This window comes from Cytobacillus sp. Hm23 (assembly GCF_051842895.1).
GTDB lineage: Bacteria > Bacillota > Bacilli > Bacillales > SM2101 > Nanhaiella.
In genome coordinates this window covers 61807-73764 of sequence record NZ_JBPXRQ010000003.1, presented here as the reverse complement: position 1 = coordinate 73764, position 11958 = coordinate 61807, and the positions used below count along the sequence as shown (strand labels likewise).

The 11958-nt window shown below is 34.7% G+C and carries 12 protein-coding genes; 7 read left to right on the top strand and 5 right to left on the bottom strand.

Features of this window, described 5'->3' with window-relative positions; genetic code table 11:
• Positions 1-170 precede the first annotated feature (170 nt).
• From ACSVDA_RS02910 to ACSVDA_RS02900, 3 genes are all read right to left on the bottom strand, one after another.
• Complete coding sequence (locus ACSVDA_RS02910) at positions 171-1142, bottom strand: HD domain-containing protein (protein WP_485880691.1); 972 nt, start codon at positions 1140-1142, stop codon at positions 171-173.
• An 80-nt stretch (positions 1143-1222) separates the two neighbouring features.
• Entirely contained in the window at positions 1223-1849 is a 627-nt protein-coding gene (locus ACSVDA_RS02905) for a nitroreductase family protein (protein WP_485880690.1), read from the bottom strand.
• A 36-nt stretch (positions 1850-1885) separates the two neighbouring features.
• The gene (locus ACSVDA_RS02900; protein WP_485880689.1) at positions 1886-2782 is read right to left on the bottom strand and encodes a 5'-nucleotidase, lipoprotein e(P4) family; all 897 of its coding nucleotides are present in this window, start codon (positions 2780-2782) and stop codon (positions 1886-1888) included.
• A 160-nt stretch (positions 2783-2942) separates the two neighbouring features.
• Between ACSVDA_RS02900 and ACSVDA_RS02895 the strand changes: the two genes are divergently transcribed.
• Positions 2943-4127, top strand: a complete 1185-nt coding sequence (locus ACSVDA_RS02895) for an amino acid deaminase/aldolase (RefSeq protein WP_485880687.1) — start codon at positions 2943-2945, stop codon at positions 4125-4127.
• Positions 4128-4324: 197 nt separating this feature from the next.
• On the opposite strand, the gene ACSVDA_RS02890 is transcribed toward ACSVDA_RS02895, so the two are convergent.
• Complete coding sequence (locus ACSVDA_RS02890; RefSeq protein ID WP_485880685.1) at positions 4325-5587, bottom strand: MFS transporter; 1263 nt, start codon at positions 5585-5587, stop codon at positions 4325-4327.
• Positions 5588-5910: 323 nt separating this feature from the next.
• Between ACSVDA_RS02890 and ACSVDA_RS02885 the strand changes: the two genes are divergently transcribed.
• From ACSVDA_RS02885 to ACSVDA_RS02875, 3 genes are read left to right on the top strand one after another with little or no spacing between them, the layout of a single operon-like run.
• Entirely contained in the window at positions 5911-6291 is a 381-nt protein-coding gene (locus tag ACSVDA_RS02885) for a GntR family transcriptional regulator (protein WP_485880683.1), read from the top strand.
• Entirely contained in the window at positions 6291-7157 is an 867-nt protein-coding gene (pmtA, locus tag ACSVDA_RS02880; protein ID WP_485880681.1) for a phenol-soluble modulin export ABC transporter ATP-binding protein PmtA, read from the top strand. Before ACSVDA_RS02885 ends, pmtA begins: the two co-directional genes overlap by 1 nt.
• On the top strand, positions 7150-7770 hold the full coding sequence (locus ACSVDA_RS02875) for an ABC-2 transporter permease (RefSeq protein WP_485880679.1): 621 nt from the start codon (positions 7150-7152) through the stop codon (positions 7768-7770). Before pmtA ends, ACSVDA_RS02875 begins: the two co-directional genes overlap by 8 nt.
• A 79-nt stretch (positions 7771-7849) precedes the next feature.
• Here ACSVDA_RS02875 and ACSVDA_RS02870 read toward each other — a convergent pair whose 3' ends face one another.
• Positions 7850-8014: a hypothetical protein gene (locus ACSVDA_RS02870; RefSeq protein ID WP_485880677.1), complete on the bottom strand. Its 165-nt coding sequence runs from the start codon at positions 8012-8014 to the stop codon at positions 7850-7852.
• Positions 8015-8160: 146 nt separating this feature from the next.
• Between ACSVDA_RS02870 and ACSVDA_RS02865 the strand changes: the two genes are divergently transcribed.
• The 3 genes from ACSVDA_RS02865 to ACSVDA_RS02855 all read left to right on the top strand — a co-directional run bounded on the left by ACSVDA_RS02865 (position 8161) and on the right by ACSVDA_RS02855 (position 11865).
• Positions 8161-10560, top strand: coding sequence for a penicillin acylase family protein (locus ACSVDA_RS02865; RefSeq protein ID WP_485880675.1), 2400 nt, complete (start codon positions 8161-8163; stop codon positions 10558-10560).
• A 168-nt stretch (positions 10561-10728) separates the two neighbouring features.
• The gene (locus ACSVDA_RS02860) at positions 10729-11418 is read left to right on the top strand and encodes a hypothetical protein (protein ID WP_485880673.1); all 690 of its coding nucleotides are present in this window, start codon (positions 10729-10731) and stop codon (positions 11416-11418) included.
• Positions 11419-11508: 90 nt separating this feature from the next.
• The gene (locus ACSVDA_RS02855; RefSeq protein WP_410627472.1) at positions 11509-11865 is read left to right on the top strand and encodes a cupin domain-containing protein; all 357 of its coding nucleotides are present in this window, start codon (positions 11509-11511) and stop codon (positions 11863-11865) included.
• Positions 11866-11958: the final 93 nt, after the last annotated feature.

Sequence of the window (11958 nt, the reverse complement as noted above, 5' to 3'; positions counted from 1 at the left end):
TTATCGGTCAATTTCATAGTTTTATGGGTCAAATTTGCATGTTTATCAGTCTTTCGCCAAAATCAACAAATGGACTTACCGTTATTGGTAAGTCCATTTGTTGAACTACTATGTAATTAATCATTAAAAGATACTAGTCAACACCCATTCTTCTATTGTTTACAATGATACTATACGATTTTTATAAACACGCCTTCACGAAACTTGCGTGCTGCGTGGTCATTAAGTTGTGCTACCGACGAGGAGAGTCCTGATGCTTTGTTGATAGAATCGTCCATAACAACAGCTGGGTCAATGAGTCTTGCTTTATGTTTTCCATGAATATCGTAATGGGTATTATTGAGCTCTAACTTCACATTGCTATTGATTTGTTGTAGGATTGCCAGTACTTCAGCATTATTACTGTTGGTTAGTTTACTCAATAGGGTGTAATCATCGTCTAATAAATCATCTGATGTTATTAATTTATGTTGTAAGGAGATTTTTATAGCTTTGCTTAAAAGATGGTAGCTATAAACATTTTCTGGACTCATGAAAAAATCAATGACTTCTTTATAGTATGTTTCAGTAAACCAAACGGCACTTTGAAGTGATTTTACACAGATTTTATCTTCTTTTATAACTAATGAATTCAAAAAATTGTTTATTTCATCCTTTGAAATATTAAAATAACTATGCATATCTCGAAGTGTATAATCGATTCTATCGGCACATAGATCTGGTAAAGGCTGTTCTAATATTGACCATTGTTTTATGGGGAAGAGTATCTTTCTATAGTCATGCCCATAGTTTGAGAGAATAGTAGGGATATCAGACTGCTCAATAACCTTGTCAAATATTTGCTCATGAAAATCTTCATTCGCATTTTCGTATACGTAATCGACAACATGGGAAAAAGCTGTGTGTGATACATCGTGTAATAGTCCAGCAATTTGTTCTTCGAGACAGCCACCAAGTCTTCTAATTAGCAACATCACACCAATAGAATGATCGTAGCGGGTTATGTTCCATTTCTCATTCATTAAATAACATGCTCCTCCTTGATGAACCTTCTTAAGTCTTTGAACAGGAGGAGATAGGATAAGCTCTTTTAATACACCTTCAATTTCGAAGTTTCCATAAATTCTATCATGAATAATCATTAATTGAGATCTCCTTTATGTAATAAGGAGTATTATACCATGATTAGAAGGAGCATCCTTTGCAGGTGCTCCTCACTTAGTTAAAACTTGTTATAAAGTGTTATATCTTCTACAGGAAAACGATTTGTTGCATGGGCATCTTTCGCTTTTTTTCCTATCGTTAGTAACATGACTGGTACGTACCGTGAAGGAATGTTAAATGTTTTGATGAACTGTGCGCTATCGTAGCCAGCCATAGAGCAAGTGTCATAACCTCGCGCTTTTGCTATGAGCATGAGTTGCATAGCAGCAAGTGAAGGGTTAAGTATGGCAGAATGAAGAGCCGCTTCTGGAGATTGGTATGCTCCATTTATTTGCCCAATTAATGTGGTCTTTGCTTCTTCTGTCATAAATCCAGCTGCAACTGCTTCACTGTAAACTCGTTCAGCATTTTTATTTGCTTCAAGGTCACCCAAAATGGCAATGACTGCTGACGCATCAACGACTTGTTGCTGATTGAAGGCAATCGGCAATAAGGTGTTTTGTATGTCTGGATCATCAATAACTAAAAATTTCCAATGCTGTAGATTCCATGCGGAAGGAGCTTTTGCTGCTTCCTGAATCATGTCGTTAAGCTCATTTTTATCAATTTTTACTGAAGGGTCATAAACCCGGATAGAGTGTCTGTCATTAATTACAGTTGATAAATCAACATTGGTTGTAGTCATCTTTCTCCTCCTTGAGTATGTTTGTTACATTTACTATTAACTTGCTCGTTCGAATGGTTTCATAGCCTTTTTCCTTTTTTCATCTTTCTCCTCAGGGGTTAAATCCCAGTTGAAATCATAAACAGCTCCTTCCCAATCGCCATACATTGGATTAGGAAATACTATGAATTTAGAACCAAAATCAGCCTTTAAATCATCTACCGACGAGTTACGCTCTGGAACAGTCTTTTTATCAAAAACATCAGCAAAATCTGCTAAATTATCTCCGAAGAGAAGAATGATTTCATGATCCGCCAGAACTTGATCCCTTCTTGCTTTTTTACTGGATTCTTCTGTTTTCAACAAAATACGGTCTTCAGTACTTTGAGGAATTCCATGTAACTCCATATTTTTAATCGTAGCTTCTTTTTGTTCTTCTTTACGGTTTGAAATGTAGTAAATATCAACACCTTTTTCGTCAGCATATTGTAGAAATTCAAGTGCACCAGGTAATAGCTCTGCACTAGCCGAGTTAATCCAATCATCCCATCCTTCAGGATATTCAACGCCATTTACAGCTGCATAAGCTTGGTACGGGTCATTGTCTAGAACAGTTTCATCAAGGTCTAAAACGATTGCTCTTTTCTTTTCAATATTCTCTGTCAAATTTTGATCAAGCATCATTTTGCCAATATTATATCCTTGGTAATATAAAGCATTTCGTTCTCCAGACGTTTGATGCCATAGAGTAGACATAATATTTTCAGCAGGGATATTAACCGTTGAAGCTTGGGGTGCTTCTTCATTTGTTTCATTTTGTTCTTGAGTTGTTTCTTCTCCAGCTGCATTTTCACCGGTCTCTTCATTAGTATTAGGTGTGCCGCAGCCTGTAATAACTGTGAAGCATAATGCACTAATGAACCCGATACGAATCAAAGACATTTTTGAACACATTGTTTCAACTCCTTTATATTGTTAGTACGTTGATCCTCTATATTTTTTACTGAAAGAGTAAAATTATGAATATGATAATAGGTAGATTGCTGTCAGAAATTTCTGTTAAAATAGTGAGAGATATAGTAGGGTTAATTTGATAAGGAAGTAGGCGGTTTACATGAATTATCAATATTATAAGGACACTTTACAACATATACAAAAACCATTTGCTTATATTGATTTGGATTTACTGGATGATAATATCACACAAATTTTAAAGGCCAGTAACGGAAAAAAAATACGCTTAGGCAGTAAATCAATAAGAAGTGTATCGATAATGAAACGAATCCTTGAAAATAATGAACAGTTTAAAGGCATAATGTGCTTTACTGCTAATGAGGCAATTTTCTTAGCTAATCATGGTTTTAATGATGTGTTAATTGCTTACCCTGTTGTAGATCAGTCGTATTTAACAGCAATTGCGAAACAGATTAAGCAAGGCTCTTTAATCACGTTAATGGTTGATTCTGTAGAACATGTTAAGCTAATTGACAAAGTTGGTGCTAATTATAACGTGGTGATCCCCATTTGTGTTGATGTAGATATGTCCGTAGATTTTCCACGCTTTCGATTCGGTGTATATCGTTCGCCTTTGCAATCTGCTAAACATGTGGATGACATTGCACACGTAATAAAACAGTGCCAATTTGTTAAACTAGACGGCATCATGGGTTACGAAGCGCAGATAGCTGGTGTAGGCGATGCTGTAGCAGGAAAATCAGCAAAAAACTTTATCGTAAGAAAGCTAAAAAATCATTCGATTCAAGCGATTAGTGAAAGAAGAGCAGAGGTTGTTAAAAGCGTTGAAGCTCTTGGTTTTTCATTAAGGTTCGTTAACGGAGGAGGTACAGGGAGCCTGTCATCAACTTGTAAAGAGCACGTTGTTACAGAAGTAACAGTAGGTTCCGGATTTTTTTCGCCGAGCTTGTTTGATTATTATCAAGATTTCCAATATAAACCTGCTGCAGGATATGCGTTAGAGATTGTTAGAACACCAAAAGATCGGTATTATACATGTCTTGGTGGTGGATATATAGCTTCAGGTGCAGTTGGAGATGATAAAATACCTAAGCCTTATTTGCCATCTGGTGCTCGCTTGCATGCCTTGGAAGGGGCGGGAGAAGTTCAAACGCCGGTTTTCTATGAGGGGTCAGAATCATTATCCTTAGGTGATCCGATATTTTTCCGCCATGCCAAAAGTGGTGAACTATGTGAGAGATTTTCATATTTGTATGGTGTTTCACAAGGTCAAATTGTAGGAGAATATGCAACCTATCGAGGTGAGGGGCAATGCTTTTTGTAGGCTACGGCATGTACAGAAAATGAGCCAATCACTAAAGTTTATTGATTATTACATATCTTATTAATCAGTTGTAGCATCATTTATTTAGATTAGGTGGAGTATTTTCTCCACCTAGTTTTTTGACGTTTAAGTTGAAGTGTATCCTATAAAAAATCATTTTTATGCCCGTACGGTAACCATGAATATAGGTATTTTTATCACTTATTTAAATGCTTAATAGCTATTAACGATGTCGAATTGCTAATACTTTTTGTAAGGCGTTTGAACATAAGGAGCCAAATGAGGCTTACAACGATACAAATGAGTCCAAAGCTCGTACCAATGATATTTGGAGGAATAAATTCTAGTAATATACCCGCAAAAAACATGGATAATTGTATTAATGCTCCAAATAACGAGTAATGAAGAGAAAATACTTTGCCGATTTTATCATTAGGAGTATTCATTTGTATGAGTGTTGTATCTAATGGAATGATTATGCCTCCAGCAATTCTCATAAATAGTAAAAAGGTAATACCTATGATAAAAACTGAAGAGCTTGCAAACAAGGTGAAAAATATCCCTTGAAATAAATATGCTATTCCAAAGCATAAAACCATTTTTTCTTTGTGATTGCCAACAAATCTACTCACAACCCATCCGCCAATAATCGTCCCTATCCCTTGTGTAGCATATAAGATACCTATGCCCATATCGCCGGCATGATAGACAGTCTCCCCATAAACTGTTAATAATATTTGATAAACACCGCCAATAAGTCCCCATGAAATACCAACAAGTATAACACCTAATATAATTGGCGTCTGATAAATAAATCGATAGCCATCTTTTAAATCTTCTATAAAACTTAGTTTTTTCTCCATAACATCATGTTTCGGAATAGTTGTTGCCTGAATAAAATAAGCAGAAATGAGAAAAGAAGCACTATTGATGATAAAGGCTATATGACTACTGAACATTCCAGACACTAAACCACCTAAAGAAGCACCCATGATAGAAATAATCCCACCAACCGTGCTAGATAAAGAATTAGCCAAGTAAAGGTCCTCCTCATCCACTACATCTTTGATGACTCCTTGTCGTGCAGAACTAAAAAACACACTAGTAATCGAGGTGAAGAAATTTACGATAAACACAATCCAAATAAACTGTTCAGCAAATAATAAACCTAATATGAACAGCGCTCTTAAAACATCTGCTGTCACCATGATTTTTTTTCTATCAAGCTTATCAACGAGTAAGCCTGCAAATGGACTAATTAGTAATTGTGGTACGCCTTTACTTAAAAATGTTAGTGAAACATAAAGTGGAGATTGAGTAATTCCATATACGAGTCCGAGCTGTGCAATCATATTAAACCAATCGCCTAACACACTCGCACTTTGTCCTAGTAAAAGATTTTTAAAGTTACGGTTTTGTTGTATGAGTTGATTATAGCTTCCTTTAGATTGTTGACCCATAGTATTTTCCTCCATTTTTCATGTCTAAACGATAAACACATTCCCTGAAATAAGTAACAATTGGTTGTTCATTAAGTTAGTAAGAATAGCAAAGGGACAAACTTCTTTCGTGACATGTACGATGTTAAATAGGCTCATATAGAAAATTTTAATGAAAAAAATAAGCAATATCGTCGGGGAAAAGCCTTAAGCAAGCTACAACTTTAGTATGAAATAGGAATTAGTTACATGAATTTCAAACAAATACATATATTGACTTTTTAGTTAAGTGTGTATATATTGTATATAGATAATATATACAATATATACAATGGGTGATGCCGATGGATATTATAATTTCTAGCTCAGCAGATGAACCAATTTATGAGCAAATAACTAATCAAATTAAAAAGCAAATTTTACGAGGTGATTTAAAGCAAGGTGACCCACTCCCATCAATGAGGAAGCTTGCAAAGGATTTGCAAATTAGTATTATTACGACGAAAAGGGCGTATGAAGAGCTGGAAAAGAAAGGGTTTATTACTTCTCAAGTTGGGAAAGGATCATTTGTTTCTGGTGAAAATGTAAGTGTATTACGTGACCAACAATTACAATTGATTGAAAATAAGCTTGAAGCCGTCGTTGATGAAAGCAAAGTAATGGGAATTGAATTAAGTCTACTACTAGAACTTGTAACGATGCTTTACAAGGAGGAGAATAAATAATGGAACAAGTAATTACAGTGAATAACGTAAATAAATTGTACAAAGGTTTTCAGTTAGACGATGTGTCCTTTTCAATTAACAAAGGGTTCATTACAGGTTTTATCGGTCCGAATGGCTCTGGGAAAACAACAATGATCAAATTACTTATGAATTTAATAAAGTATGATGCTGGTGATATTCAAGTTTTTGGAATGGATCACATAAAACATAGTCAGGAAATTAAAGAACGCATAGGGTTTGTATATGCTGAAAATCACTTTTATGAACATTTAACAATAGCTGATATAAAAAAAGCAATCGCTCCTTTCTATAAAAACTGGGATGAAGAAGCTTTTCAACGAAATATTAATCAATTTCGACTACCACTAAAGAAAAAGCTAAAACAATTTTCAACTGGGATGAAAATGAAATTTTCAATTGCAGTTGCCCTTTCCCATCATGCAGACCTTATTATTATGGATGAACCAACTTCAGGGCTAGACCCTGTTGTAAGAAGAGAGATTTTGCAGCTACTTACAGAAATTATGCAAGATGAAGATAAAACTATCTTCTTTTCTACTCACATTACAACTGATCTTGAACAAATTGCTGACTATATCATATTTATTAATGATGGAAAAATTATCTTTAATAAGGAGAAGGACGAAATATTTGAGGAATATCAAATTGTAAAAGGTTCAAACAAGTACTTAACTGAAAATATTAGACAGCTAGCAATTGGTATAAAAGAAACAGATGTTGGTTTCGAAGCGTTAACAATTGATAAGAAATCAATGATTGCATTATTAGGTTCTAATGTGATATTCGAGAGAGCTACACTTGATGATATTATGTTTTATACGAATAGGAGTGTTCAATATGTTTAATTTAATTAGAAACGAATTTCACGTGCATAAAGTACATATAATCGTCAATCTAGTGTTGGTTTTTCTCTTATATTTCATTGCTAGAGACGATTTTCCGCTATTATTCATAGGACTAATTTTGACACTATTATTTACACGGAATATGTATTTTTATGATATTCGAAACAATAGTGAAGTATTGATGAATAGTTTGCCTGTGTCTAGGAAGCAAATTGTCACTTCAAAATACGTTACAGTAACTCTCTTTGCATTCATTTGTTTTTCCTTCTCAATGATTTTAAATTTGTTTTTTAATATGTACGGTAAGTTAACTCTTTTTGAGTTTGTAACTACATTAACAATATTAGCGATTTTTATGGCATTCTTCTTTCCGAGTTATTACTTATTTGGTCCAGTTTTTATTAGATATGCGATGGTGATATTGGTCGTGCTCATTTTTGCGGTAGGTCCAATGGTATTAAATCTAGGTGTTAAAAATAATTTTTGGGGGCTTTTACATTTATTTGAGCAATACTCAATACAGTTTGCCATGTCCATGTTGGTTGTGGTAGCGGTATTAATAAGTCTTTCTTGGTTATTGTCATATAGAATTTACGAAGCAAAAGAGCTGTAAATAAAATATTTCGAGTTTACAGATAGGTTGAAGATATTAATCTTCTCCTATCTTTTTTATGATGTCATTCATAAGTTTTTTAACTTTGATAAGGCTGTTTTCGCATTGATTGTTGCTTTGCGTAATAAGAGCTACATAAGAATATATTTAATGCTAGTGGCATTTTTTCTTCTCTAAAGACTATAAAAATCATATCAATAAAAGAGCCTTTAAAAACCGACATTTTAGTTTTGTATACATCCAATAGATATTACTTAGTAGCACACAAACTCCACCAGATAAGTTTTTCGATAATATTGCGCATAGATATGAGTATAAGTAATTAAAAGGATTTTGTTCTTTTTATTAGAATATTATGAATATTAATAAAAATATAAAGGGGGGAGTTTATTGGAGGCACCAACAGAAAAAAGTAAGCGACTTCTTTTTAAAACGAAACGTCGTCGGGTAGTATTCTATAGTATATTTACGATTATTATTGTTTGCGCTCTGTTACTTACAGCTGGATATATTTACGTTCTACAAAGTAAACCAAAAACAAAAGGTGAAATCATCATTAGTGGATTACAACAAGAAGTGTCCGTATACCGTGATGAAATGGGTATTCCTCATATTGAAGCAAATAATTTACAAGATTTGTTTTTTGCTCAAGGGTACGTGACCGCACAAGAGCGTTTGTTTCAAATGGATTTAATTCGGCGTCAAGCATCAGGTCAACTAAGTGAAGTCATTGGTGAAAGTGCAGTGGATACGGACAAATTTTTCCGCACAATTGGCTTACATCGTGTTGCAAATGAGACATGGGATATTTTATCAGAAGAGACACAGCAAATATTAACTGCTTATACCAATGGGGTAAATGCATTCATCGATACAGTTATTGAAGAGGGGGGGCTTGCTGTTGAATTTCGGTTAATGGGTTATAAACCGGACATGTGGACAGTTTACGATTCAATTCTTGTAGGTAAGTATATGGCGTATGACTTAGGAGGACATTGGGAGGGGCAAGCTTTCCGCTATTACTTAGCTCAAAATTTTTCTGACGAACAAACATTGGATCTGTTTCCGACATACCCTGAAGACGGGGCAACCATTTTGCAAGCATTACGTGAAAATCCAATTAATGTGAAAGAAAGCTTGGCATCTGCTCATATGCCAAATGAGTTAAATGGAAGTAATAATTGGGTTGTAGCAGGGGAAAAAACCGAATCGGGCTATCCGTATATTGCGAATGATCCTCACCTCGGACTTGCAACTCCTTCTATATGGTTTGAAACACACCTAAAAACATCAAATTTTGAAGTAAGCGGTGTGATTGTACCGGGAGCACCTGGAATCATCTTAGGTAGAAACGAGCATATAGCGTGGGGAATTACGAATGTTGGTCCTGATGTCCAAGATTTATATATTGAAAAAAGGAATCCAGAAAATGACTTAGAATTTGAATACATGGGTGAATGGGAAAAAGCAACAGTCATACAAGAGCCAATTGCTGTTAAAGATGGAGAAGACATTGATTACCAAGTTCTAGAAACCCGTCATGGGCCTATTATTTCTGAGTTTGCGCATGATGAGAAGTCAGAAACTGCACTTGCGCTGAAATGGACGGCACTCGAACCTTCACCAGAGCTTGAAGTAGTATTGAAATTTGGGAGGGCTGAGAACTGGGATGATTTTAAAGACGCACTCACATACTTTTATGCCCCAGCTTCTAATTTTGTTTTTGCGTCAATAGATGGAACGATTGCTTATCGTGCAAATGGGTTAATTCCAATTCGAAAGAATGGGACCAGTCTTGTACCTGTACCTGGTTGGACAGGTGAGTATGAATGGGAAGGATTTGTTCCTTGGGAGGAGCTCCCAACGATAGTAAATCCAGAAGAAGGGTTTATTTCGACTGCAAATAATAAAGTAGTTGATGATAGTTATCCTTATCATCTGTCAAATATATGGGCGCAGCCATATCGACAACAACGGATTCGCGATGTGTTATTAAGTAAAGATACATTTTCAATGGAGGATATGAAAAACCTTCAACTTGATAACAAGAACTTATATGCACAAGAGTTTGTACCATTGTTCTTATCACTAATAAATAATGTTCAACTAAGATCCATTGATGAAGAAGTGTTAAGTAAAATGCGTCAATGGAATTTTATAGATGATAAAGAGTTAGCCGAACCGCTCGTTTTTCATTTTTGGATGGAAGAAATCTCAAATGTGTTGTTTGAAGATAAGATCGACGAGGATATGATAGGTTTTTTTAGGGGAAAATCACAAGTTGTTGATGAACTGATTCGAAGGGCAATTGGAGGAAATCCAGGGCCTTGGATTGAAGATGCAGGGGGATTAGACAAAGTTGTTTTGAATGCATTACAGCGAGCTATTGACAAAGCGGCTGAGCTACAAGGGAATAATGTAGATAAGTGGAAATGGGGCAATTTTCACGAAATTATTTTTAGTCACCCTCTTGCCGCAATTAAACCATTAAATTTATTATTTAACTCATCACCAATCCCGGTAAGCGGTAGTAATATTACTGTCAAAGCAGCTAGTTGGAATAGAGAAACAGGAGAAGTTAATCACGGTGCATCATGGCGAGTAATACAAGATTTAGCTGATATGACAACAAGCTATAGTGTTGTTGGACCTGGTCAAAGCGGACACGTATTAAGTAAAAACTACCACGATCAAATGGAAAGCTGGGCTGAAGGAGAGTATCATGTGACAAGCACAGATTCTGATAACTACCAGAAAAATGCGCATTTATTGTTATTGAAACCGAAATAATTAAACTAATATTTAGAAGGAATGCGTCATGGCTAGTAGGTGGTCATAATTTTTTGTGAACTAACATTTTTTTCAAAGTATTGAAATAGAATATATAGTCATCCTCGTTTAAACAAACTTTCTATGGGGATGGCTTTTTTATTGACGAAAAAAGGGGAGAACGTATTCATGATTAAAAGTAAACTAAAAAAGTATAAAGCAAAGGCACTTCATACAGTAGACAGATATGTATATTTACTAAATCCACCTAAGGTTGAAGATGTTGCACATTGTGACTTTAATCTAAATAATATTATTTACTACAAAAATTATGGATCCAATGGTAATTGGATTTCTCCAGATAGTCGAAAATCATTTAATATTCCTTTCAATAAGAAGGAAGGTATGATTGAATGGACTTTTAACACAAAATCAATGGAGGGCATATCACATCCAGATTATATATATTTTTTTATGATTAGAGATAATTTATATCCTTCAGCTATTGAAAATAATTTTTTCTTATGTTTTTACAATGTTCATCAACGAAAATTAAAGGTTTGGCTCTCAGTAGATCAAGAAGTAAATTCAGTTATTATTGATACACCAATGTTATGCTGTGAAGAACAAAGAACCGTTAGGTTAACTTGGAATGAAAACGAATATTTTCGAATTTACTTTAATAATGCTAAAGTTAATGAAGTGCCAATTGGGACTTTCAATGTTCAACCTGAGAGAGTCTGTATAGGTGAAAATATGGAACCTACATACCCATCAAGACGCAGTCGTTTTTTATGTAATGAGCTCATTATATTGTCAAAAGATATAGGGAATTCTCCTATTCCAGAAAATATGTTAATAGACTTCTCGAAAAAATAACAGTAATTATAAAATATAGTAAAGTAGTTGAAATTAAACTAGTCATGTGAAAATTAACCGCTTGAAATTAAATAGTAGGAGGAGTCATAAATGAAAATATATCAGTTTAACAGAAATACGGGAAAAGAAATAACACAATTTGATTCAAACTTTGTCATGTCGCGTATAGGTATCATAAATAAAAAAGCTCATATTGGGTTTATGTATCTAAATAAAGAAGGTGTCGTCGGCTATCACCAAGCAGTTTCTGATCAGCTGCTATTAGTCGTAAGTGGAAGTGGCACTGTTAGAGGTGAAAATAATGAAACACAAATTGTTGAAGCTGGTGATGCAGTGTTTTGGAACAAAGGTGAGTGGCATGAAACTGTATCAAATGATGGATTAACAGCCGTCGTTATTGAGAGTGAAGAACTAGATCCGTCAGCATATATGAGGTTGAGAAAATGAGGCTCAAAGAAACTGAAATAGTATTCATTGGACAAAGGACAACAGAAAAATGAATAATGTTAAATTCAAAAGGGGCTTACTAAGTTGTTAACA

What these genes read in the sequence shown, in the direction of transcription:
- ACSVDA_RS02910 (WP_485880691.1), bottom strand. Translation starts at nt 1,142, where the DNA reads ATGATTATTCATGATAGAATTTATGGAAACTTCGAAATTGAAGGTGTA.
- ACSVDA_RS02905 (WP_485880690.1), bottom strand. Translation starts at nt 1,849, where the DNA reads ATGACTACAACCAATGTTGATTTATCAACTGTAATTAATGACAGACAC.
- ACSVDA_RS02900 (WP_485880689.1), bottom strand. Translation starts at nt 2,782, where the DNA reads ATGTGTTCAAAAATGTCTTTGATTCGTATCGGGTTCATTAGTGCATTA.
- ACSVDA_RS02895 (WP_485880687.1), top strand. Translation starts at nt 2,943, where the DNA reads ATGAATTATCAATATTATAAGGACACTTTACAACATATACAAAAACCA.
- ACSVDA_RS02890 (WP_485880685.1), bottom strand. Translation starts at nt 5,587, where the DNA reads ATGGGTCAACAATCTAAAGGAAGCTATAATCAACTCATACAACAAAAC.
- ACSVDA_RS02885 (WP_485880683.1), top strand. Translation starts at nt 5,911, where the DNA reads ATGGATATTATAATTTCTAGCTCAGCAGATGAACCAATTTATGAGCAA.
- pmtA (WP_485880681.1), top strand. Translation starts at nt 6,291, where the DNA reads ATGGAACAAGTAATTACAGTGAATAACGTAAATAAATTGTACAAAGGT.
- ACSVDA_RS02875 (WP_485880679.1), top strand. Translation starts at nt 7,150, where the DNA reads ATGTTTAATTTAATTAGAAACGAATTTCACGTGCATAAAGTACATATA.
- ACSVDA_RS02860 (WP_485880673.1), top strand. Translation starts at nt 10,729, where the DNA reads ATGATTAAAAGTAAACTAAAAAAGTATAAAGCAAAGGCACTTCATACA.
- ACSVDA_RS02855 (WP_410627472.1), top strand. Translation starts at nt 11,509, where the DNA reads ATGAAAATATATCAGTTTAACAGAAATACGGGAAAAGAAATAACACAA.